The following is a 22,303-nucleotide window of genomic DNA, read 5'->3' as shown; positions in this document are numbered from 1 at the left end:
CTGTTACTACTGCTTCAGAAGTTTTTTCTGTTAGTCCTACGATTTCTACTGTATCACCAACTTTTAGTGTTCCTTTTTCTACTCTTCCTGTTGCTACTGTTCCACGGCCTGAGATTGTCATTACGTCTTCTACTGGCATTAGGAATGGTTGGTCATTGTCTCTTTCTGGGATGTCAAAGTATCCGTCTACTTCTTCCATTAGTTTTAGGATTTTGTCTGACCATTCGCCTTCGCCACCTTCTTGTAGTGATTTTAATGCTGATCCTACTACTACTGGTGCGTCGTCTCCGTCGTATTCGTATTCTGTTAGTAGGTCTCTTACTTCCATTTCTACTAGTTCTAGTAGTTCTGGATCGTCTACTTGGTCTTCTTTGTTTAGGAATACTGCGATTTTTGGTATTCCTACTTGGCGTGCTAGTAGGATGTGTTCTCTTGTTTGTGGCATTGGACCGTCTGCTGCACTTACTACGATGATTGCTCCGTCCATTTGTGCTGCTCCTGTGATCATGTTTTTAACGTAGTCAGCGTGGCCTGGAGCGTCAATGTGTGCGTAGTGTCTGTTTGCTGTTTCGTATTCTACTACTGATGTGTTGATTGTGATTCCACGTTCTCTTTCTTCTGGTGCTTTATCGATGTTTTCGTAGTCGATGAATTCACCTGTTCCGTATTTTTTGTTTAGAGCTTGTGTTATCGCTGCTGTTGTTGTTGTTTTACCGTGGTCTACGTGACCGATTGTTCCGATATTAATATGTGGTTTGCTTCTTTCGAATTGTTGTTTACTCATTATATCCTCCAAATGTAATCATTTAGTCCTATTTTACCATAACTTAAATCAAAATTCTATATTTGGCTATATTAAATTTATGTATTGATTATTTTTGTTTTTAGGTGTATACTATATAAATGATGCCACTTTAGCTCAGTAGGTAGAGCGCATCCATGGTAAGGATGAGGTCCTCGGTTCGATCCCGGGAAGTGGCTCCATTTTTTTTGCTTATTTTTAATTTAGCATTTAAAAAAGAGAGCTGTTATGCTCTCTTATTTTTTATTTTTTCTACTTAACATTAATCCTCCAGAAGCTGTAAGAAGTATTGCCATTACTGACTCTATACCACTTACGCCTGTGCTTGGATTATTCTTTTTATTTGTATTTTTTGGTGTACTGATTTTTTTAGCTTGTTTTTCTTTTTTACTTGCTTCTTGAATTTCGCTTTTATCAGTTTTTATATTTTCTGATGTCTCTTTATCATTATTATTAATCTTAGTTTCTAAACCATAATCAATTTTATAAGCTATATCATTTGTATATTCATATTCATCAGTTAGTCCAGGAACATCAACTGGTAATTTTCCTGTTGCAGCTATTTTACCAAAAACAACATCTAGTGAGAATGGAATATTTGGTCCAAATGTCTTAACCGGATCCTTGCCTTTTTCAGTTGGATCCATTCCTTTTGATCCATATGCTAAAACATGGGCATCCGAGTTTTTATATCTATCTAAATCATATGGTTTTCCAATACTAATAATAGCAGATTTTTTATCATTTTCTTTTGCAAATGTTGTAAGCATATCCGGTATTTTTGCTAACCAATCATCTTTGCTAAGTTGACCTGCTCTACCTATTTCACTTACTCCAATTATATAATCATAATCTTTTGCATACTGTTTAAGTATTTCTTCAGCTTTATTTGGATCGTCTTTGAAGTTTTCAAAGCTAAATACATCTAGGATTGCATCTTTATCAATAACTCCTTCACTTTGAAGTTTCTCATAACCATACTTAAATCCAGCAATCTCATTTTCATAAGGAGTATATATTAATACTTTTTCTTTTGCTTTTGGATATAATGGAAGAAATTCGTTATTGTTTTTTGTAACTGTTATCGCTCTATCGGTAATTTCTCTCTGCTTTTCAAAATGCTCTTTATTACCGACTACATTTAATGCATTTGCAATTTTTTCTTCTAATGGAACTTTGTATTGATTTAGGTCTAGGATTCCTCTTTTTTCTTTTAGTTTTAGTATTCTATAAACTGAATTATCTATTTGATTTTCAGAAATATTTCCTAGGTTTACTTCATTTTTAATTCTACCTATAATCGTATCTAATTTATTTAAATCTTCATTTTTTTCTAAAAGAGCAGGCATCAATGGAATATCAACACCAGCTTTAATTGCCATAACAACAGCATCTTCCTCGCCGAAATGATCTGCAATAGCTTGCATTTTCATAGCATCAGTTATAACTATTCCATCATAGTGCATTTTATCTCTGATAATGCCAGTTATAATATCATCTGATAAAGTGGCTGGAATTCCGATTTTCGTTCCATCTTTTTTCGAAATTGCTGTATCTTTTTCTAATTGAGGATATGATATATGAGCTGTCATAATCATATCTACTCCATCATTTGCAGCTTTTTTAAATGGAACTAATTCTAATTTTTCTACATCCTCATAGGATTTATCAACTACAGGCAATCCTAAATGGCTGTCAGTAGCAGTATCCCCATGACCAGGAAAGTGTTTTATAGCAGCGGATACACCTTGGTCTTGTATTCCTTTTACTACTTCTGATCCTAGTTCTCCTACTATATTTGGATCTGAAGAAATAGAACGAAGTCCAATTACTGGATTATTTGGATTATTATTTGTATCCATTACAGGAGCAAGATTTACGTTAATCCCCAACGATTTTATCTCATCAGCAATTATTTTTCCGTATTGATAGGCTAATTCTTTATCTCGTGTAGCACCTAGTGCCATATTTCCAGGTAAAGATGTACCTGTACCAAGTCTTACGACAATACCACCTTCTTGGTCAATAGAAATTAACAACGGATCAAGACCATTATCTATGGCTGCTTGTTGAATATTATGAGTAAGTTTTGTAGTTTGTTCAGTATCGCGAACGTTTTCAGCAAATAGTATAACCCCACCTACTTTATACTTTGCTATTGCATTTTTAATATCGTCATTAAGCTCGGTAACTTCCTTAAGTTCTCCATTCTCATCTTCCCAGTTTCTAAACTCTAGCATTAACATTTGACCAATCTTTTCATCTAAGGTCATTTTAGAAATTTTTTCTTCTATTTTTTTATCTTTTACTTTATTAGTTTCTTCGCTAGATTCTAAATTTTGTGCTGGTTTATCTTGACTTAAATTTTCGGATTTGTAATCTTCAGTTTCTTCAATATCCTCTTCCACTTCTAATTGATCTTCAATATTTTCACTTTTTTCGTCAGTAAAAATATCATCTAGATCAGATGCATCATACTCAATAATATTTTCATTGGTAACCTCCGATGCCATAGCTACTGGACCTTGCGCTAATGAGATGCCTAAGGCAAGCATTAGAGAAATTCCATACCTAAAATTTTTGTTCATACATTTATCCTCCCTTGTATTATATTAAGTATAAAATTTTGTAAACTTATAGTCAAGAAAACATTTTCTTTATTTAATATCTATTAACTTTATCATTAAATATACATATTTCTTAATAAAATTGGGTAATAATTAATATAGCAAAATTTATGGAGGCATATATTATGAAATGGGAAGATAGACGTAGGAGCTCAAATGTAAGACGAGGTCCTAGTATGAATAGAGGTGGATTTGGTGGAGGAGGTTCACGTGGTCCGGTATTTTTACCAATGGGTAGAGGACGAGGCGGACTAGGCGGAATCATTTTCTTCTTTATTCTAATGGCATTAATGAGAGGTCTTCTTGGAATAGGATCAAACTTAGGAGAAGAGCAAACAAGAAATGAGCCTGATCAATACCAACAACAAACTCAGATAGAGCCAAGAACTAATTCACAAAGCAATGGTCGTGAAAGACTCGAGGACTTTTTATCAGTAGTTTTAGCTGACACAGAAGATGTATGGAATGCAAAATTTGAAGAAATGAATGCAACATATACAGAACCTACCATGGTACCCTTTACTGGATCCACTCGTTCAGCTTGCGGAGTTGCTCAGTCAAACATGGGTCCTTTCTACTGCCCTCTTGATGAAAGTATCTATATAGATGCAGATTTTTATAATCAATTGGTCAATCAATTTGGAGCTGAAGGAGACTTCGCTCTAGCATATGTTCTAGCTCACGAAGTTGGCCACCATGTACAAAATCAGCTTGGTATATTAGAACAAACTAATAAACTAAGACAGACTTTATCTACCAAGGAATACAACAAATACTCTGTAGCCCAAGAGCTACAAGCCGACTATTTTGGCGGGTTATTTGCTTATTATGTGCAAGAAAAAGGATACTTAGAGCCTGGTGATATAGATGAAGCAATGAATGCAGCTGCAGCAATCGGTGATGACAAAATTCAAGAAATGTCTGGTAGAAATGTAAATGTGGATACCTTTACTCACGGATCATCTGCACAAAGAAAAGAAGCTTTTGATCTAGGATATCAAAATCACGATATTGAACATTCCATGGTATTTTTTGATAGAATCCAATAAGAAAAGACCTCATACGAGGTCTTTTCTTATTTGCAATTATGACATAGTCCCCTATAAACTATTTCTTCGGACCGAATGTCATAATTAGTTAGTTCATCAGGTAAATTATGGTCGATTACTTCAAAATCACTTATACTACCACATTTTTCACAGATAAAATGTCCATGAAATCTTTTCCTAAATTCATATCTTTTACTATTCATATTAAAGTCTAATTCTTTAATTATCTTTTTATTAGAAAAAAGATTAAGCGTATTATATACTGTAGCTTGTGATATAATTGGATCGATTTCTTTTAAATCCTTATAAATTTTCTCCGCTGTAGGATGGGTGTGATTTAAAACTAAATAATCAAGTATAAGAAGTCTTTGGTGAGATAATCTGATATCATTTGCTTCTAATAACTCTTTTAATTCGTTCATTCTATTTTCTGTATTGAGACTTTTCATCTCCTCAAGTTTAGTTTCCATAGCACCCCCTATGAATATTAATATACAATATTATCCAAGTAAATCAATATAATAAGTGTATAAAATATTGAATATCTGATATATATTAATAAAAAAATAACCACCTTTTAAAAGGCGGTTAACTCTATGACTTTCGCATTTAGTTTTTCAATTAATTTTTTATTATGAGTTATTAAAACCATACCCATATTATGTTCAAGTCTAAAATGATCAAGAACTTCAAATAATTGTACTTGAGTGATAGCATCTACCATTGTGGTTATTTCATCTAATACTAAATATTTAGTATCGTTTGACATTATTCTTGCTAGACATATTCTCTGAAGTTCTCCACCTGATAATTCTTGAGGATATTTTTCTAACCAATAATCCTTTATGCCAAATTTCTCAATGATATCTCTGTTTACATCCCATCCTTCATTTAATATTCTTCCAATTTTCCAACGCCTATTGATAGCTTTTTCTGGATGTTGGAAAGCCATTTGAACAGGTAAATATCCCTTGTAATTCTTAATATCTTTTCCATCTACAATAATTTCACCTTTATCTGGTTCTAAATATCCTGCAATTATTTTTCCAAGAGTAGATTTACCAAATCCAGATGGTGCAGTAATAATTACTAGTTCTCTGGGTGATAATGACAAATTTATATTCTTTAAAATTTCTTTTTTATCATATGAAAATGAAATATCTTTAACTTCTAACATAAATCACCTTCTTTAAGTGAATTAAATCCATTTTCAGGTAAAGCTCTAAATAAAGCTTTTGAATATGGATGTTTAAGTCCCCTGCCAGCTTCACTTAATTGATCAATATTTGCTACTTCAATAATAGTTCCATCATAGAAAAAAGCTATTCTATCTGCACACTGCATGGCCATTTCTATATCATGAGTAATTACTAACGCAGATTTGCCAGATTTTTTTACTGAATCAAAATAATTTATAATAGTTTCTGTACTTTTTGTATCCATGCCAGGAGTTGGTTCGTCTGCTATAACTAAATTTGCATCGGAAAGTATAGCATCAGAAACTAAAACTCTTCTTAACATACCACCAGATAGCTCGTGAGGATACAAATCCATAATATCTTTACCTAGTCCAAAATCCTTATATACTTTTTCTATATCACTTTTTTTAGCTGTATATTTACTTTGCTTGCCTACTTTTAGTAGTGGATTTAGCGAATTGACTGTTTGTGGTATAAAAGATATTTCCTTTCCATAAAGCTCATTTAATCTTTCTTTACTAAGAAATTCATCTTTGTACAAGATTTCTCCATTTACAATTGCATTATAAGGAAGAAGTCCTAGTATAGCATGCGCTAGTAAACTTTTACCAGATCCAGATGCTCCAAAAATCGCCATAATTTCTGAATCTTTAACTTCTAAATCTAGGTCATGAACAACATGAACAATTCTCTTTTTAAAAAAGCTAGTATATTGTTCAAATGATATATTTAATTTTTTTACTGATAGTAGCATAATATCACCTGTGAATTTCATTAGGATCTAGGAAACTTTTAAGATTTTCTCCAAGACTATTTATACATAATACAAGTAGAACTAACATCAATCCTGGTAGCAATGCTAGATAAACATGACCAGTACTTATATATTTCATACTTTCTTGAAGAATAATTCCTATAGCAGGAGTGGAAAGTGATAATCCAAATCCTAAAAATGTAATTCCCGCTTCATGAAGAATGGCATGTGGAAATAAAAGCATAAGCCCTACAACTATTTGTGGTAAAAGATGTGGTAGAATATGATTTTTAAAAATATAAAAATTACTTTTTCCCATAGCTTTTGATATATGAATATAATTTTCATCCATTAGTTCTAAAATTTCTGAACGCAGTATACGTGTTAGCCCAGTCCAATGAGTAAGTGCAAGTCCTATAATAACTCCTCTTATTCCCCTACCAACAGCTACTGATATTAAAATCAAAAACATCATATGTGGTACAGATAAAAATCCATCTATTAGGAAATTTACAACAAAATCTGTTTTTTCTTTACCAACAACTAGTAATACACAAAATATTATTGAAATTAAAAAACTTGAAATTGTTCCGATAAAACCTACTTTAAGTGATGTAGAAAGACCTTTTACAGTTCGAAGGTACATATCTCTTCCTGCATGGTCAGTTCCAAAAATATGAGAAATTGAAGGTCCCATTAGTTTTTCTCTAAAATTTGAAGACATGGATGCTTCATCTATAAGTGAACCATGGATATAGACATATAAAACAAATGACGCTGTTAAAATCATAATTATAACAGTCCATATTCTTTTTTTGCTAAGTTCATCTTTATATTCTACTTCTCTTTCATTTAGTAAACTTTCTCTAATCGTTTGCGAATTAATCTTCATATAGCTTCCTCGTCCTTGGATCTAAGATCAAATACATCAGATCACACAATCTATTTCCAACGTATACAAAAATCATACTAAATAAAACTAAACCTAGTAAAAGCGGAACATCTCCTCTTAGTCCAGCTTGGACTGTAAGATTTCCAAGTCCTGGATAGTTAAAAACACTTTCTGCAAGAACTGCTCCAGAAAAAAGTTCACTGAAATATGTAAATTGTATTGTAAGTCCTGGAAGAATCATATTTTTCAAAGCGTAGCTATTTACGATTCTATTTTTCTTTATACCTCTAGAATATGCATATAATACGTATTCAGAATTCATAACATCAATAGCCTTTTGTCTGGTATGTAAAGCTATATTTGAAATGCCAACAAGGGCAAGAGTTATACCAGGAAGAAGCATATGATGAATCTTATCAGCAAAGGATATATCTTTTTCAAGCATACCTATTGGGCTACCCATAGACGCCGGAAAAAGTCTAAGTTTTATAGCAAAAATAATTATCATAAGCATTCCTACCAAAAATTGTGGTGTAGATGCCATGGTTATTGCATATAACTTTATAGACTTATCTCTTATGCTACCTTCATTTGCTCCTGCAACAATACCTAAAAATAACCCGAATATTCCTTGTATAATCCAAGCAAAGCTCATTAACATAATAGAAGCTTTAAAACCTTTACTAATAATTTCTATTACTGGTCTAGCATATATATTTGAGATTCCAAGATCTCCTTTTACTAGATGACTTAACCAAATCCAATATCTCTGTATAAATGGAAGGTCAAGTCCCCATTCTTTTATTAACTTTGCTCTTTGATCAGGTGTAAGACCCACGCCTCTGCTTCTAACAAAAGCAGAGACAGGATCAATTGGGGAGATGTCCATCAAAAGAAAAGATATAAATGTTACAAAAATTAATAAACAAATAAAATAAATTAATTGTTTTAATACTTTTTTAGCCATCTTCCCCTCCTACTTATTCAGTCCATTTCCAATTTGAAATGGTATCTAGCATTGGCCAACCACCACCGTGTGGTTGTATTTTTTGTTTTCCTATCTCTAGTCCATCTCTTACTAAGTAAACATGATTTTCATTTACTAGCCATATCCATGGACAATCTCCTTTAGCAGAAAGTCCTGTTTCTCCATCCCATTGAGCTAGTTTAAAATTTTCGTTTAATTCTTCCACTGTATTTGACGATAAACCTTTTTTAAAGTATTCATCTACTTTTGGATTTGAGTAAAAGTTTGAATTATAATATTCTACTCCTTTATAATTTGTTGAGTAACTATAGAACATTTCAAGTGGATCATATCCTCCCCAACCAAAAAGTACTGCATCTGAGTACATATGTGGAGTAACAAAATCCCAATCACCGAAACATGGATTAATTTCTATTCCAATTTTTTTAGCTTGATCTACGAAGTAAACTGCGATATCTTCACGATCTTGATAAGCATAATATAAATCAAATTGAGCTTTTACCCCGTCTTTTTCTCTTATACCATCAGTTCCTTCAACCCATCCTGCATCATCCAAGATTTGTTTAGCTTTTTCAATATCACCATCATTTTTTTCTACGGTTTCTTCGTTAAACCATGGAAGACCATCAGCTATTGAATATGCTGGAGTTCCTTCTCCATCAAGTATAGTTTCAATCATTTCATCTCTATCCATGGCTACATCAAGTGCACGTCTAATACTTATATCAGATGTTACATTATTTCCAATTGGTGAACCTGGCGCTAATGAACTATCATCAGTTACTTTTCCATCGTTTGGAACTGTCGGGAGTGAAATACCTCTATTGTCTACTGTTTCAACAGATTCTATATGGAAGCCAGGAAAATCGGTATCTTTTGCACTAATTGGAATTCTAATTATATCACAGTCCCCAGCCTGAGCAGTTGCTAAAGCTTGATCTTGATCTTTGAAGAATAAAAATGTAACTTTCTTAAACGGAACTTTATCTCCTATATAATATTCATTTGGCTCAACAATTAGTTGTTGTCCTTGTTTCCATTCAACCAATTTAAAAGGACCTGAACCAATTGGATTTTTACCATAATCAGGGCCATAAGATTTTTCTGGAACTATTGCAAGGGAACACATTGATGAAGTAAATGAGATATCTGGTTCATTTAAATTAATTTCAACGTGTTTATCATCAGTTGCAACTGCATCCACAAGTCTTGTTAAGTTAACACCAGGAGTACCTTCTTCTTTGGCAAGATTGTAAGTAAAAGCAACATCGTTTGCAGTTAAATCAGATCCATCTGAAAATTTCAAACCATCTTTTAGCTCTACCTTTATAGTCTTCTTATCATCTGATAATTCATATGATTTAGCTAAATCTGGAACAATATTTAAATCCACATCTCTTTTTAAAAGAGCTGATTGAAAGATCGATGTTCCATAGTGACCAGAACCATGGATAGGGTCCCATCCCTTATCAGGTTCACTTCCAAAACCTAAAACAAGTTCATCCTTGTTTGCTATGCTTACTGTCTCTACATTAGCCTTTGTGTCTGAAGATTTATTCTTTGTTTCTTCATTTTTTCCACAAGCTGTAAGCACTAATGTAAAAAGTAAAAAAATAGATATTTTTTTTGATAACCTTTTCATAACATCCTCCTGCATAAAATATTAACATATTAAAATTATTTTTACAATATATTTCTAATATCTTTAAATTACAAGAAAATTTATGTCAAATTATAACAATATACTATTTATTTTAATTTTTGTAATTGTCTGAGTAAATATTATTAAGTTTCTAATAATAATAAAATTTATATGTAAGTTAGATCTATTAAACTTTTTTTATTACTTAAGAAAAAATACCAAGTATTAGAATTTTTTTAGTAAAAATATGTGTAGATTGGCTTTTATTTTATTGCAATAAAAAAAGCTCTATTAAGAGCTTTTTTAATATTATTTACATTTATGCAAGTTCTACTTCTGCACCAGCTTCTTCTAATTGAGATTTTAAAGCTTCTGCATCGTCTTTTGATAGTTTTTCTGCTACTGTTGCAGGTGCACCATCAACTAATGCTTTAGCTTCTTTAAGACCTAGACCAGCTGCATCTTTAACAACTTTGATTACGTTGATTTTAGCTTGTCCAGCTGATTTAAGAACTACATCAAATTCTGATTTTTCTTCTGCTGCTGCTTCTCCACCAGCTGCTGCTGCTCCTGGAGCTGCTGCAACTACTGCTGCTTGTGCTGTTACGTCAAATTCTTCTTCGATTGCGTGTACTAGGTCAGATAGTTCTAGTACTGTAAGATTTTTAATATCTTCTAATAATTGTGTTACTTTTTCGCTTGCCATTTTAATTCTCCTTTTATTTTTATTATTCAGCGTCGCTTTCTGCGTTTTCTTCTGTATTTTCTGCTTCTACTGCTTCAGCAGTAGCTTCTGTTTCTTCTACTTCTGTTGTTGGTTCACTAACTTCTTCTGCTACTTCACCATTTTCTTCTCTTTTAACACGTACTGCATCAAGAGCAAGAGCAATTTTAGCAACTGTATTATTAAGGTCTCCAGCAAGAGTGCTGATTGGTGATAATAATACATTTGCAAGCATTGAGTAAAGAACATCTTTGCTTGGTAATGATGCAATTGAAGTCATTTGTTCGCTAGTTTGAATCAATCCATCAACTAGACCTGCTTTAATAAGAAGTTTTTCTTTTGCTTCATCGCTTTCTTTTCTGTAATCAACAGCAACTTTTGGTCCTGATACTGAATCTTCGTTTGAGAAGATTAATGCATTAGCTCCTTTAAGTTCACCTGTTAAATCACTGTATCCAAGTTCTTCAAAAGCAAATCTCATCATTGTGTTTTTGTAAACTTTATATTCTGAGTTACCTTCTCTAAATTTTGTACGTAAGTCAGTGATTTCTTGTACATCCATTCTGTCGAATCCAACAAGAGTTACAGATTTAGAATTTTCGATTTTTTCTTTAATTTCATTAACAACTTCTTGTTTAGCTGCTATAGCTTTTTCGCTCACTTTTTCACCTCCTAAAGGCTTTTTGGTAGGTATTAAAAAACCCCCACTTAAAGTAAGCATATTTAATATGCTTACATCGGTGGGGATGTAAGTTTCATTTATCCCACCTATACGCAATTATTAAACATTACTGTCTGCGTAGTCTTTGGTAGCCTGTTTATTTGACTATGATATTATATCATATATTTTTATTTTTGCAAATTATTTTTCAACTAAATCCATTACTCTTTGTGGAGAAAGTTTTACACCAGGTCCCATAGTACTTGTTACAGTAACTGATCTGATATATCTACCTTTTGAAGATGCTGGTTTTGCTTTTACTACTGCTGTAAGTAGAGCGCGGATATTTTCAGCAAGTTTTTCTTGTCCAAATGAAATTTTTCCAGTTGGAACGTGGATTAAGTTTGCTTTATCTGTTCTGTATTCTACTTTACCTGCTTTGATTTCTTCGATAGCTTGTTTTACATCCATTGTAACTGTTCCAGTTTTTGGGTTTGGCATTAAACCTTGTGGGCCAAGGATTCTACCAATTTTACCAACTGTAGCCATCATATCTGGTGTTGCTATAACAACATCAAAGTCTAACCAGTTTTCGTTTTGAATTCTTTCTGCTAATTCATCTCCACCTGCAAAATCTGCACCTGCATCTAATGCTTCTTGGATACGATCTTCTTTAACGAAAGCAAGTATTTTTTGTTCTTTACCTGTTCCGTGTGGAAGAACTATAGTACCTCTAACTTGTTGATCAGCGTGACGGCTATCAACACCAAGTTTTAGGTGAAGTTCTACTGTTTCATCAAAGTTTGCTTTAGCTGATTTTTCTACTATTTCTAATGCGTCGTTTAATTCATATTCTTGTGTTGAGTTATATGAATTTTTAGATTCTAAATATTTTTTTCCTCTTTTTGCCATTTAATTCCTCCTTGTGGTCAGTCGAGTTTCCTCTCCCACTAATCTTCTACAGTAACTCCCATAGATCTTGCTGTTCCTGCTATCATGCTAACTGCAGCTTCTAAGCTTGCTGCGTTTAGGTCTTTCATTTTTGTTTGAGCTATTTCTTCTAGTTGGCTTCTTTTGATTGTTCCAACTTTATTTTTGTTTGGCTCACCTGATCCTTTATTTAGGTTGATAGCTTTTTTGATTAATACTGGTGCTGGTGGTGTTTTTGTTATAAATGTAAAGCTTCTATCCGTAAATACTGTTAGCTCTACCGGTATAATCATTCCAGCTTGATCTGCTGTTTGTGAATTAAATGCTTGTACAAAGTCCATAATATTAATTCCGTGTGGACCTAGTGCTGTACCTACTGGTGGTGCTGGTGATGCTGCTCCTGCTGGTACTTGTAATTTAACTACTGCTTGTACTTCTTTATCTGCCATAATTTACCTCCTTGTGGTTATATCGGGGGATTACCCTCCCACTTTCTAGCAGTTTTAAAACTAAATAGTTTCGATATCTGTAAATTCTAAGTCTATTGAAGTATCACGCCCAAATATATCTACAAATGCTTTTATAGATTGTTTTTCTTGATCTACTTCTGTTACTTTTCCTACAAAATCCTTAAATGGACCTGCAATAATATTGATATCATCTCCCACAGCTACATTTATATCTAGGATTGGTTTTTTCTCTTTTACACCAAATTTTCTGACTTCAGCTGGTGTAAGTGGTACAGGTTTTCTATCTGGTCCCACAAAACCGGTTACCCCTTGGGTGTTTCTGATGATGTACCATGATTTGTTGGTTACATTCATCTTTACCATAACATAGCCTGGGAAAAGTTTTCTAGTTTTTACTTTTTTCTGATCGTTTTTTACTTCTACGTATTCTTCTGTTGGCACTGTAACATCGATTATGTCTGGGTTTTGCTCGTTATCAATCATTGATCGAATTTTATCGCAAACTCTGTTTTCATAACCTGTGTAGGTATGAACTACATACCATTTTGCTTTTTCAGAAGCTTCGCTGGTTTCTTCTACTGTATCATCTACAGCTTCGGCTTGATCTTCTAAAGGTTCGTTTCTGTCAAAAGAATCTGTCATTGGTCACCTACAAATTGATTAAGAAATTCAATAGGTTGCTAAATACAACTTTATCTAAGAACCAAATTACAAGGCCTGTAATAATACTGATTGCTAATACTAATAATGTATATTCAATAGTATTTTCTTTACTTGGCCATTGAATTTTTTTTCTTTCTCTCCCAACAGAGGCGAAAAAACCTTCTTCTTTTTTTGCCATATTTTGCTCCTATTTTGTTTCTCTATGCAATGTATGTTTTTTACAGAATGGGCAATACTTATTTAACTCAATTCTCTCTTGATGAGTTTTTTTATTTTTTGTAGTATCATAGTTTCTGTTTTTGCATTCAGTACATTCTAATTTTACTTTATCTGCCATTAAAACACCTCCTATTTAATATACGGATAATTCCTACAAGTGTTAATAATACCATCCATAAAAGACTTTGTCAACCTAATTTTGCTCTAATCTTTCAAAAAAAGTTATTCTTTTATTTACCAAAAATTTCCTTAAATCTTCTAGGTCATGATTTGAGAAACACTGGTCTTGATATCCTAATAATATTTCTTCAATATCTGGTAAAACATATACATCTTCATCAAACATTTTTCCAAGATATATATCCTCCCTATCATAGTAAACCTCAGGTGGATAGTCTTCTAGTTTTGATGTATTAAAAATTATAAAACTATCATTAGAGTAAACTTTATCTTTTACAATAAGTACGCGTTCTTTTGGATCTATTAGTCTGCCTGTTTTAAAATCACGCATCTAAGCTTAAACCCTCTTTATTAATAATATCAACTATTTCATTTGCTACTTTTGAAGCAAGATCATCACTTTCAGCTTCTACCATAACTCTTATAAGTGGCTCTGTACCACTAGCACGGACTAAAACTCTACCGCTATCAGCAAGTCTTTGGGGAATTTCTTCTACCTTTTGATTTACTTTTTCGTTATTTAAAGTAGCTTCTTTATCTTTAACCTTAACATTTACTAAAGTTTGTGGGAATATTGTTAGATCACGGGTTAGAGATTTTAAATCACATTTTTGATCAATCATTGCCTCCATAACCCTAAGTGAAGTTAATATTCCATCTCCAGTATTTGCATATTTTCTAAATATAACGTGTCCTGATTGTTCTCCACCGATTTCATAATCATTTTCTTCCATTGCTTGATGAACATATTTGTCACCTACATTTGTTTTTACATATTCAATGCCTAAATTATCTAAGGCTTTGTAAAGACCAATATTGCTCATTACTGTAGTAACAACAGTATTTGATGGAAGTTTTCCTTCATCCTTCATGTGTTTAGCGCATACATAAATTATAGAATCACCATCTACCACATTACCTTCGCTATCTACTGCTATACATCTGTCAGCATCTCCATCAAAAGCAAAGCCTATATCTAATTTATTTTCTACCACAAATTTTTGAAGGTGTTCTATATGAGTGGAGCCTGCATCAACATTTATATTAAATCCATTTGGCTTATCATTCATTACATAAGTATCAGCGCCTAGTGCATCATAAACTGGTTTTGCAATTGTAAAGCTTGCACCATTTGCACAATCAAGACCAACCTTTATACCCTCAAAGGATTTATCCACTGTTTGGATTAAAAATGCAATGTATCTATTTCTTCCACCTATAAAGTCAACTGTACGTCCAATATTTTCTCCTACTGCAAGATCTATATCGGCAATATCACTGTCAATGTATGCTTCAAGTTTTTCTAAAAACTCATCATTCATTTTTTCCCCATTTGAATTTATAAGTTTTATACCATTGTCATAGTAAGGATTGTGGCTTGCAGTAATCATAACTCCACAATCAAAATCTTCACTTCTTACTATATAAGATACAGATGGAGTTGGTGTTACGTGAAGTAAGTGGGCATTTGATCCAGAAGATGTAATACCTGCTGACAGTGCGTCTTCAAACATATATGATGATCTTCTAGTATCTTTTCCAATTACAATTTTTCCTGAATATCCATTTTTTTTATTAAAATAATCACCCAAAAATCTTCCTATTTTAAAAGCATGGTAGACATTTAGTCCCTTATTTGCTTCTCCTCTAAAACCATCGGTTCCGAAATATTTCATAAACCCTCCTCATACTTTTTAATATGTATATCTGTTTTTTATATTTTTATTATACACTTTGAGTTAACTTAAAAAAACTAATGGTTATTAAAATTTCTATTGGGTAAAATTTATTTGAGGTGATTTTATGAATTTAGAAAACTTAAACAATGAAAAACTTTATATAAACGGTGAATATATAGACAGCACTAGCGGAGAATTTATCGATGTCGAAAATCCAGCAACAGAAGAAATTTTTGCTAAAATCCCTAGTGCAAATGAAGAAGATATAAATAAAGCTGTTGATGCAGCTTACGAAGCATTTAAAACTTGGTCAAAAACTCCCCTTAGCGAAAGGGTTGATTTAGTAAAAAAATTAAATCAATGGATAGATGCACACCAAGATGATTTTGATAAGCTAATCTTGCTTGAACTCGGTATCCCAATTCATGTTGGCCATGGTTCTCAAGTTGGAAGACAAGTAGATCGTACAAATGTATTTATTGAACAAGTAGAAAATATTGATTTAGAAACTCCAATGGAAGGTGGTATCTTAGTGCGAGAACCAATCGGAGTTGTTGCATCTATTACCCCATGGAATTATCCATTGGGTCAAATAATCCAAAAAGTAATCCCAGCTCTATTATCTGGATGTACAGTTGTGCAAAAACCTGCAACTATTACCCCACTTTCTGCTTACTTACTAACAAAAGGTATTGATGAAGTTGGTTTCCCAAAAGGAGTATTTAATCTAGTTACTGGACAAGGATCAGAAGTCGGAGATATACTAAATAAACATCCAAAAGTTGCTATGATCTCTTATACTGGTTCGTTGGCCGGAGGAGCTGCATCAGCAAAAGCTGGTATGGATACTGCGACAAAAGTAGTTTTAGAACTTGGCGGAAAATCACCGGCAGTATTTGTAAAAGGGGCAAATATCAAAGAAGCTGTTGAACAAGTTTTAGGTACAGTTTATAAAAACATTGGACAAACTTGCTCTTGCCTATCTCGTGCAGTTCTCACAGAGGATATATATGATGAAGTCTTAGAAGAATTTCTAAAGCAATATGAAAACTTCCCTGTGGGAGATCCAACAGATGAAAATACAGTGGTAGGTCCATTATCTAGTAAAAAACAATTTGAAAGAGTAAAAGGTTATATTGAAAAAGGCATTGAAGAAGGAGCGGAATTAATACGTGGAGAAGTGCCTAATAAAGATGGCACAGGATACTACGTAAAACCAGCCATATTCACAAATGTAAAACCTGGTATGAAAATCCACGATGAAGAAATCTTTGGCCCTGTTTTATCTATCATAAAAGTAAAAGATGTTGAGGAAGCTATAGAAGTTGCAAACTCAGTTGACTACGGTTTATCCTCAGCAGTATTCGGTGAAAATGATAAAGCACTAGAAATCGCAAAACAAATCTATGCTGGCGAATGTTATGTAAATACATCTACAAAAGGACCAAACTTGCCATTTGGAGGCTATAAACAATCAGGTATTGGACGTGAGGGTGGATTATACGGATTACTTGAATATTATGAATTAAAATCAATATATACAAAATAAATTTTGAAGAGCCTAGGCTCTTCTTTTTTTGTGCAAAAATATACTATAATGATAATATGACAAAATTAGATTATATACCAAACACAGATATTAAAATGATACATGTAGACAAGTCTTACACTTTTGGTGTGGATTCTATAATACTCTTAGATTTTGCAAAAATGAAAAAAGGAAAGACTTTAATAGACATAGGCAGTGGATCTGGAATACTTAGTTTAGGAGCAAATGCTTATTATAATTTAAAAGAAGTTTATGCAGTTGAAATCCAAGATGAAAAATCCGAATTATTAGAAAAAAATTTAAAATTAAATGATATATCTAATATTGAAATTATAAATAAAGATTTAAATCAAGTTGATCTTGAAACAAATACTGCCGATTATATAATAACCAATCCTCCCTACTACAAGATAAGCGATAATATAAATAATAAAAGCGAAGAATTTTTAATATCACGCCAAGAAAAATACTTGACCCTACAAAACATTTTTGATTTTGCAAATAAGACTTTAAAAGACAGGGGCAAAATGTATATGATTCACAAACCCGAACGTATGGTAGATATATTTAAATCTTCGGGAAATTTAAAAACTAAGAGGATAAGATTCGTTCAATCAACTTATAATAAAAAACCACAATTTATACTTATCGAATTTGTAAAAAATGCAAATGATGGATTAAAAATAGAAGATCCTCTTATTATTTATAAAGATGGAACTTATAGCGAAGAAATGAAAAAAATCAACGGTCATTTATAAAACGTACAGTTTGTAATATATTTAACAAAATGTTAAAATATTATTGATTATAATTTTCTAAAGGAGGAGATATGAAAATTAATAAATTTAAATCTATCGTTCTGGCCCTTTCATTATCCCTAGTTTTTACAGCTTGTGATAATAATAAAACAAATGAGCCAGCAAAAGAGACCGAACAAAAAGCTGAAGTAGATCATAAAAATCAGGCTGACTCTTCAACAACAGAATCTAAAGAAAAAGAGTCTGAAAAAAAAGAAGATGATGAATCAAATAAAGATGATAACAAAAACGAATCTAATTCATCTTTAAAGGACGGTACATACAAGGCTAGTGCTAATGGCTATGACCGTGAACTAAATCTAGAAGTAACAATTGCTGATGGCAAAATTTCTGACATAGAACTTTTAGAAAATCACGAATCAGATGCTGTAATTAATAGAGCATTTCCTATCATTAAAGAAAGAATAATTGAAGCAAATAGCCCAGACGTAGATTCTGTATCTGCCGCAACATACTCAACAACAGCTATTAAACAAGCAACATTAGCGGCATTAGAAGAAGCAGGTCTAGAAAAGGACTCAATTAAAGTAAGTAATTCAACAGGCTATGAAGAAGATAGAGAATTGACCGAAGCTGAAGATAAAACTACAGATTTACTTGTAATCGGTGCTGGTCCAGCTGGTCTTGCTTCTGCTATCCAAGCAAAACAAGATGGTGTGGATAAAGTCACAGTAATTGAAAAAATGGATATCTTAAGTGGTAACGGAAAATTTGATATGAATTTCTTTGATATGGCAAATTCAGAAGCTATGAAAGCTAACAATAATGAAGTTTCCAAAGATGAATATAAAGAAAAATATAAAGAAAAATCTTGGGACAGTGAAGATAGAATTGATGCTGTAACCGAAGGTGCTTTTGAAGTAGATAGCTGGCTAAGAGATCAAGGCATAGATTTAGATTATAACTTTGGTGAAGATGGATCTATGAACCACATGGCTAAAGAAGATGAATATGCCGGAGACTATATCCAAACAAAACTTGAAGCTATAGCTAAGGACCTTGGTGTAGAAATCATCCCAGGCACAAAAGCAACTGATTTAGTAATCGAAGATGGTAAAGCAACTGGAGCTGCAGTTGAGGATAAAGAAAACACTTATAAAATTAACGCTACATCTACAGTAATAGCAACAGGTGGATTTGCAAATAATCCTGAGTTACTCGCAGAATACATCCCTGGCGCTGAAGAAATCCCAACATCTAACCAAATAGGTGCGACAGGAGATTTTGTAGAAATAGCTAAAAATCATAACATTAAACTAGGCGATATGGAAAAACCATCTGTATTCCCTAAAATCCTAGACCCAAGACGTGACCTAACAGGTGCATTTGATAGCAACTTTATTTTTGTAAATGAAAATGGAGAAAGATTTATCGACGAAACAAGTGGTGATATAGAGTATGGTCAAGAAATGATGAAAAATCGTCCAGTTTATTATATATTTGATGAAACAGCAAAAGATTCATTTTACAGATTATCTAACCAAGTAGAAAAGGGATACATTGACGAATATGATTCTGTAGAAAAACTTGCAGAAGCTATAGGATGTGAAGCAGATACTTTAAATGAAACTATTGACACATACAATAAAGCTGTAAAAGGTGAAGCGGATGATCCATTTAGAGAAGAAGCAGCAGAAGCTGAAATAAATAAAGATGGCAAACTATATTGTGTAAAAGTAACTCCTGCCCTACACATGACAAAAGGTGGAATAGTTGCAAATGGAAAAGCTCAAGTTTTAGATAATGAAGATAATATTATCGAAGGACTTTATGCAGCAGGTGAAGTAACTGATACATCAGGAGCTTACTCATCAGCAGTTATATTTGGTAGAATCTCAGGTAAATCTGCAGCAGAAAATATTAACAAATAAAATAATTATATAACACGTCTAATTTGTTTTAGGCGTGTTTTTTGATACAATAAATTAAAGGAGTTTTTATGGACTATCAAATTTATTTTATCCCAACACCAATAGGAAACCTCGAAGATATGACAATTAGAGCAATAAATACTTTAAAAGAAGTGGATATAATTGCTTGCGAAGATACTAGAGAAAGCAAAAAATTACTTGACCACTATGAGATTAATAAGCCCCTTACCTCCTATCATAAATTTAATGAAACAAGCAAATCTATAGAAATAATTGAAAATGCACGAGCTGGAAAAACTTATGGAGTAATAACTGATCAAGGTATGCCAGGCATCTCAGATCCGGGACATATTTTGATAAAAAAATGTATAGAAGAGAATATTTCCTATACAATTTTACCAGGTGCAAGTTCCATAATTACAGCCCTCGTAGGCTCTGGACTTAATAATGATAGATTTTCTTATTATGGATTTATTCCAAAGAAAAATGGAGATAAAAATAAACTATATATAGAATTAGAAAATGAATACAAGACAGCAATTCTTTTTGATACCCCCCACAATTTAGAAAATACTATCGCTGACTTTAAAAAGAAATTTGCCGATCGAAAACTTTGCATCGCACGTGAACTTACAAAAAAATTTGAAGAATTTGTATTAGAAGATATTTCAGATATAAATGTAGATGATATAATCTTAAAAGGTGAATTTGTATTAATTTTATCTGGTAAAGTTGATGGCCAAGATAAAGAACTAAAAGATTATGAAGATATAATAAAAACACAAATCAACGATGGTTTAAGAACAAAAGACATAGTAAAAAATATAAAAGAGATAAGCAATTTTTCAAAAAATGAAATTTATGAATATGTCTTATCATTAAACAAATAAATCGGGTACTTGACCCGATTTTTAATTTACTCTTTTATTACTATCACCAGTTTTAATAACTTCAACTGCATTATTTAATGCAAATTTCATTTGATTTTCCAAAGCAGTTTCGGTAAAAAATGCAACATGATTATACATATCAACTTTTGGATGATCTAGTAACTTATTAAATAATTCATCGTCATAAGATGGATTATCTTTTCCATAGATTCCTTCTTCATTTTCATAAACGTCTAAAGCTGCTCCAGCTATTTTCTCATTATCAATTGCTTCTAGTAGGGCATTTGTATCAATAAGTCCTCCTCGAGATGTGTTTACAATAAAGGAATCATCTTTCATTTTGTCAAAAGCATTTTTGTCAAATTGGTGGAAATTTTCATCTACTAAGGCTGCGTGAACAGATATGATATCTGATTTTTCTAAAAGTTCATCAAATTCTACAAACTTTATTATGTTTTTTGCGTATGTTTTAGGATGTGGTGTTGTAGCTATAACATCTACTCCAAAACCATCTAAGGCCTGTGCTACAAGATATCCTATATTTCCTAATCCATATATACCTAGAGTCTTTCCTCTTATTGTTTGTCCTAATTTATTTTCTGAAAAACGAAAATCTTTATTTTTCATATCCTTTTGGATTTCACTATCTCTTTTTAAGAGTTTTAGAATCATCATTACTGTAAATTCAGCAATGGATTCTGGTGAATAATCAGGGGTATTTGTGATGATAAGACCAGCTTCATCTGCCTTTTCTAGATTGATTTTATCGTATCCAACTGAGGTTATTGATATTTGTTTGATGCCATAGCCTGCAATTTTTTGATACATATCATCACTAATCTCACTGGATGCAGTTACAACTAACCCATCATAACCTTCAAGTTTATCTAAGTTGTCTTTATTGATAGGTTCATTAATTATATATACTTCTATATTATTTTCCTTTTCCCACTCTTTAATATATTTTTCAGAAAGTGGGTTTGGATTATATATGCATATTTTCATTTATTGCTCCTTTAAAAGTTTATATAATATCTGTACCCTAATTTTAGATAAAATAAAAAGAACCACTTAGGTTCTTTATATCATAAATTATTTTTTTCTGTTTTTTCTTTTAGCTGCGTCATTTTTTTTCTTTTTAATAACGCTTGGTTTTTCGTAGTGTTCTCTTCTTCTGTATTCAGAAAGTACACCGGATCTTGCGCATTGTCTTTTGAATCTTTTAATTGCACTATCGATTGATTCATTTTCTCCAACTCTGATTTCTGTCATCTCTATCCCCCCTCTCGTATAACACAAAAATTTTTTCAGATTCTATTGTAGTCATTTCTAGCCTGGAGGCCAGTGAAATGCTCTGCCACCTAGAACATGAAAATGCAAGTGAGGTACTGTTTGTCCCCCATCTTCGCCGATATTTGTAACAACTCTATATCCTTCTAAATTATTTTCATTAGCTAATTTTTTAATAGCTAGCATAATTTTTGCTAATAGATCGCTGTCACTTTCATCGAGCGTAGCTAAACTTGTTATGTGCTTTTTTGGTATAACAAGAAAATGGATAGGCGCTTGTGGATCTAAATCATTAAATGCAATTATATATTCATCTTCATAGATTTTATCAGTAGGAATCTCTCCTGCTGCAATCTTGCAAAATACACAATCCATACTTCACCCCCATTGCTATTTATAATACCAC

At 32.4% G+C, this 22,303-nt stretch carries 25 protein-coding genes and 1 tRNA gene; 6 read left to right on the top strand and 20 right to left on the bottom strand.

Annotated features, from left to right (window positions below; translation table 11 throughout):
- A partial coding sequence (locus JNO63_RS05130; RefSeq protein WP_203127426.1) for a GTP-binding protein occupies positions 1–784 on the bottom strand: 784 nt, incomplete at its 3' end.
- A gap of 124 nt (positions 785–908) precedes the next feature.
- Here JNO63_RS05130 and JNO63_RS05125 point away from each other — a divergent pair.
- Positions 909–984 (top strand) — tRNA-Thr (locus JNO63_RS05125).
- Positions 985–1,038: 54 nt separating this feature from the next.
- Here the strand turns inward: JNO63_RS05125 and JNO63_RS05120 are convergent.
- Entirely contained in the window at positions 1,039–3,390 is a 2,352-nt protein-coding gene (locus JNO63_RS05120; RefSeq protein ID WP_238390481.1) for a glycoside hydrolase family 3 protein, read from the bottom strand.
- Between the two features lie 164 nt (positions 3,391–3,554).
- Here JNO63_RS05120 and ypfJ point away from each other — a divergent pair, with 164 nt between their 5' ends.
- Complete coding sequence (ypfJ, locus tag JNO63_RS05115) at positions 3,555–4,478, top strand: KPN_02809 family neutral zinc metallopeptidase (protein ID WP_203127425.1); 924 nt, start codon at positions 3,555–3,557, stop codon at positions 4,476–4,478.
- 26 nt (positions 4,479–4,504) lie between these two features.
- Here ypfJ and JNO63_RS05110 read toward each other — a convergent pair whose 3' ends face one another.
- From JNO63_RS05110 to glmM, 15 genes are all read right to left on the bottom strand, one after another.
- Positions 4,505–4,948, bottom strand: coding sequence for a Fur family transcriptional regulator (locus JNO63_RS05110; protein ID WP_203127424.1), 444 nt, complete (start codon positions 4,946–4,948; stop codon positions 4,505–4,507).
- 107 nt (positions 4,949–5,055) lie between these two features.
- The gene (locus JNO63_RS05105) at positions 5,056–5,655 is read right to left on the bottom strand and encodes an ABC transporter ATP-binding protein (RefSeq protein ID WP_203127423.1); all 600 of its coding nucleotides are present in this window, start codon (positions 5,653–5,655) and stop codon (positions 5,056–5,058) included.
- Positions 5,649–6,431, bottom strand: a complete 783-nt coding sequence (locus JNO63_RS05100; protein WP_238390480.1) for an ATP-binding cassette domain-containing protein — start codon at positions 6,429–6,431, stop codon at positions 5,649–5,651. Before JNO63_RS05100 ends, JNO63_RS05105 begins: the two co-directional genes overlap by 7 nt.
- 4 nt (positions 6,432–6,435) lie before the next feature.
- Positions 6,436–7,323: an ABC transporter permease gene (locus tag JNO63_RS05095; protein ID WP_203127421.1), complete on the bottom strand. Its 888-nt coding sequence runs from the start codon at positions 7,321–7,323 to the stop codon at positions 6,436–6,438.
- Positions 7,313–8,290, bottom strand: a complete 978-nt coding sequence (locus tag JNO63_RS05090) for an ABC transporter permease (RefSeq protein ID WP_203127420.1) — start codon at positions 8,288–8,290, stop codon at positions 7,313–7,315. Before JNO63_RS05090 ends, JNO63_RS05095 begins: the two co-directional genes overlap by 11 nt.
- 13 nt (positions 8,291–8,303) lie before the next feature.
- The gene (locus JNO63_RS05085) at positions 8,304–9,953 is read right to left on the bottom strand and encodes an ABC transporter substrate-binding protein (protein WP_203127419.1); all 1,650 of its coding nucleotides are present in this window, start codon (positions 9,951–9,953) and stop codon (positions 8,304–8,306) included.
- A gap of 319 nt (positions 9,954–10,272) precedes the next feature.
- Positions 10,273–10,659 (bottom strand): 50S ribosomal protein L7/L12, encoded by a 387-nt coding sequence (gene rplL / locus JNO63_RS05080; protein ID WP_203127418.1) that lies wholly within the window; start codon positions 10,657–10,659, stop codon positions 10,273–10,275.
- A 22-nt stretch (positions 10,660–10,681) separates the two neighbouring features.
- Positions 10,682–11,338, bottom strand: a complete 657-nt coding sequence (rplJ, locus tag JNO63_RS05075) for a 50S ribosomal protein L10 (RefSeq protein WP_203127417.1) — start codon at positions 11,336–11,338, stop codon at positions 10,682–10,684.
- 201 nt (positions 11,339–11,539) lie between these two features.
- Positions 11,540–12,250: a 50S ribosomal protein L1 gene (gene rplA, locus JNO63_RS05070; protein WP_203127416.1), complete on the bottom strand. Its 711-nt coding sequence runs from the start codon at positions 12,248–12,250 to the stop codon at positions 11,540–11,542.
- Positions 12,251–12,288: 38 nt separating this feature from the next.
- Positions 12,289–12,717 carry a 50S ribosomal protein L11 gene (gene rplK / locus JNO63_RS05065; protein WP_203127415.1) on the bottom strand — a complete coding sequence of 143 codons (429 nt, stop codon included), beginning with the start codon at positions 12,715–12,717 and terminating at the stop codon, positions 12,289–12,291.
- A gap of 60 nt (positions 12,718–12,777) precedes the next feature.
- Positions 12,778–13,380 (bottom strand): transcription termination/antitermination protein NusG, encoded by a 603-nt coding sequence (nusG, locus tag JNO63_RS05060; RefSeq protein ID WP_203127414.1) that lies wholly within the window; start codon positions 13,378–13,380, stop codon positions 12,778–12,780.
- A gap of 7 nt (positions 13,381–13,387) precedes the next feature.
- A complete protein-coding gene (secE, locus tag JNO63_RS05055) occupies positions 13,388–13,579 on the bottom strand; it encodes a preprotein translocase subunit SecE (protein ID WP_203127413.1) in 192 nt (63 codons plus the stop codon).
- A gap of 9 nt (positions 13,580–13,588) precedes the next feature.
- On the bottom strand, positions 13,589–13,738 hold the full coding sequence (rpmG, locus tag JNO63_RS05050) for a 50S ribosomal protein L33 (protein WP_203127412.1): 150 nt from the start codon (positions 13,736–13,738) through the stop codon (positions 13,589–13,591).
- Positions 13,739–13,813: 75 nt separating this feature from the next.
- On the bottom strand, positions 13,814–14,131 hold the full coding sequence (locus JNO63_RS05045; RefSeq protein ID WP_203127411.1) for an aspartate 1-decarboxylase (aspartate alpha-decarboxylase): 318 nt from the start codon (positions 14,129–14,131) through the stop codon (positions 13,814–13,816).
- Positions 14,124–15,476, bottom strand: coding sequence for a phosphoglucosamine mutase (gene glmM / locus JNO63_RS05040; RefSeq protein WP_203127410.1), 1,353 nt, complete (start codon positions 15,474–15,476; stop codon positions 14,124–14,126). The genes JNO63_RS05045 and glmM overlap by 8 nt, the downstream gene beginning before the upstream one ends.
- Positions 15,477–15,603: 127 nt before the next feature.
- Here glmM and JNO63_RS05035 point away from each other — a divergent pair, with 127 nt between their 5' ends.
- From JNO63_RS05035 to rsmI, 4 genes are all read left to right on the top strand, one after another.
- On the top strand, positions 15,604–17,028 hold the full coding sequence (locus JNO63_RS05035; protein WP_203127409.1) for an aldehyde dehydrogenase family protein: 1,425 nt from the start codon (positions 15,604–15,606) through the stop codon (positions 17,026–17,028).
- 56 nt (positions 17,029–17,084) lie between these two features.
- Complete coding sequence (locus JNO63_RS05030) at positions 17,085–17,786, top strand: tRNA1(Val) (adenine(37)-N6)-methyltransferase (protein WP_203127408.1); 702 nt, start codon at positions 17,085–17,087, stop codon at positions 17,784–17,786.
- A 71-nt stretch (positions 17,787–17,857) separates the two neighbouring features.
- Positions 17,858–19,717, top strand: coding sequence for an FAD-binding protein (locus JNO63_RS05025; protein WP_203127407.1), 1,860 nt, complete (start codon positions 17,858–17,860; stop codon positions 19,715–19,717).
- A 68-nt stretch (positions 19,718–19,785) separates the two neighbouring features.
- Positions 19,786–20,607, top strand: coding sequence for a 16S rRNA (cytidine(1402)-2'-O)-methyltransferase (gene rsmI, locus JNO63_RS05020; protein WP_203127406.1), 822 nt, complete (start codon positions 19,786–19,788; stop codon positions 20,605–20,607).
- Between the two features lie 21 nt (positions 20,608–20,628).
- Here rsmI and JNO63_RS05015 read toward each other — a convergent pair whose 3' ends face one another.
- From JNO63_RS05015 to JNO63_RS05005, 3 genes are all read right to left on the bottom strand, one after another.
- Positions 20,629–21,612 (bottom strand): NAD(P)-dependent oxidoreductase, encoded by a 984-nt coding sequence (locus tag JNO63_RS05015; protein WP_203127405.1) that lies wholly within the window; start codon positions 21,610–21,612, stop codon positions 20,629–20,631.
- Positions 21,613–21,699: 87 nt separating this feature from the next.
- Entirely contained in the window at positions 21,700–21,879 is a 180-nt protein-coding gene (gene rpsU / locus JNO63_RS05010) for a 30S ribosomal protein S21 (RefSeq protein WP_203127404.1), read from the bottom strand.
- A 57-nt stretch (positions 21,880–21,936) separates the two neighbouring features.
- Positions 21,937–22,272: a histidine triad nucleotide-binding protein gene (locus JNO63_RS05005; protein ID WP_203127403.1), complete on the bottom strand. Its 336-nt coding sequence runs from the start codon at positions 22,270–22,272 to the stop codon at positions 21,937–21,939.
- Between the last annotated feature and the right edge of the window lie 31 nt (positions 22,273–22,303).

The organism is Anaerococcus sp. mt242, assembly GCF_016798225.1.
Lineage (GTDB): Bacteria > Bacillota > Clostridia > Tissierellales > Peptoniphilaceae > Anaerococcus.
This window is presented reverse-complemented; position numbering and strand designations above follow the sequence as displayed.

Excerpts from the sequence above, each read along its gene's own strand:
- JNO63_RS05120 (WP_238390481.1), bottom strand. The coding sequence starts at position 3,390 with ATGAACAAAAATTTTAGGTATGGAATTTCTCTAATGCTTGCCTTAGGC.
- ypfJ (WP_203127425.1), top strand. The coding sequence starts at position 3,555 with ATGAAATGGGAAGATAGACGTAGGAGCTCAAATGTAAGACGAGGTCCT.
- JNO63_RS05110 (WP_203127424.1), bottom strand. The coding sequence starts at position 4,948 with ATGGAAACTAAACTTGAGGAGATGAAAAGTCTCAATACAGAAAATAGA.
- JNO63_RS05105 (WP_203127423.1), bottom strand. The coding sequence starts at position 5,655 with ATGTTAGAAGTTAAAGATATTTCATTTTCATATGATAAAAAAGAAATT.
- JNO63_RS05100 (WP_238390480.1), bottom strand. The coding sequence starts at position 6,431 with ATGCTACTATCAGTAAAAAAATTAAATATATCATTTGAACAATATACT.
- JNO63_RS05095 (WP_203127421.1), bottom strand. The coding sequence starts at position 7,323 with ATGAAGATTAATTCGCAAACGATTAGAGAAAGTTTACTAAATGAAAGA.
- JNO63_RS05090 (WP_203127420.1), bottom strand. The coding sequence starts at position 8,290 with ATGGCTAAAAAAGTATTAAAACAATTAATTTATTTTATTTGTTTATTA.
- JNO63_RS05085 (WP_203127419.1), bottom strand. The coding sequence starts at position 9,953 with ATGAAAAGGTTATCAAAAAAAATATCTATTTTTTTACTTTTTACATTA.
- rplL (WP_203127418.1), bottom strand. The coding sequence starts at position 10,659 with ATGGCAAGCGAAAAAGTAACACAATTATTAGAAGATATTAAAAATCTT.
- rplA (WP_203127416.1), bottom strand. The coding sequence starts at position 12,250 with ATGGCAAAAAGAGGAAAAAAATATTTAGAATCTAAAAATTCATATAAC.
- rplK (WP_203127415.1), bottom strand. The coding sequence starts at position 12,717 with ATGGCAGATAAAGAAGTACAAGCAGTAGTTAAATTACAAGTACCAGCA.
- nusG (WP_203127414.1), bottom strand. The coding sequence starts at position 13,380 with ATGACAGATTCTTTTGACAGAAACGAACCTTTAGAAGATCAAGCCGAA.
- secE (WP_203127413.1), bottom strand. The coding sequence starts at position 13,579 with ATGGCAAAAAAAGAAGAAGGTTTTTTCGCCTCTGTTGGGAGAGAAAGA.
- rpmG (WP_203127412.1), bottom strand. The coding sequence starts at position 13,738 with ATGGCAGATAAAGTAAAATTAGAATGTACTGAATGCAAAAACAGAAAC.
- JNO63_RS05045 (WP_203127411.1), bottom strand. The coding sequence starts at position 14,131 with ATGCGTGATTTTAAAACAGGCAGACTAATAGATCCAAAAGAACGCGTA.
- glmM (WP_203127410.1), bottom strand. The coding sequence starts at position 15,476 with ATGAAATATTTCGGAACCGATGGTTTTAGAGGAGAAGCAAATAAGGGA.
- JNO63_RS05035 (WP_203127409.1), top strand. The coding sequence starts at position 15,604 with ATGAATTTAGAAAACTTAAACAATGAAAAACTTTATATAAACGGTGAA.
- JNO63_RS05030 (WP_203127408.1), top strand. The coding sequence starts at position 17,085 with ATGACAAAATTAGATTATATACCAAACACAGATATTAAAATGATACAT.
- JNO63_RS05025 (WP_203127407.1), top strand. The coding sequence starts at position 17,858 with ATGAAAATTAATAAATTTAAATCTATCGTTCTGGCCCTTTCATTATCC.
- rsmI (WP_203127406.1), top strand. The coding sequence starts at position 19,786 with ATGGACTATCAAATTTATTTTATCCCAACACCAATAGGAAACCTCGAA.
- JNO63_RS05015 (WP_203127405.1), bottom strand. The coding sequence starts at position 21,612 with ATGAAAATATGCATATATAATCCAAACCCACTTTCTGAAAAATATATT.
- rpsU (WP_203127404.1), bottom strand. The coding sequence starts at position 21,879 with ATGACAGAAATCAGAGTTGGAGAAAATGAATCAATCGATAGTGCAATT.
- JNO63_RS05005 (WP_203127403.1), bottom strand. The coding sequence starts at position 22,272 with ATGGATTGTGTATTTTGCAAGATTGCAGCAGGAGAGATTCCTACTGAT.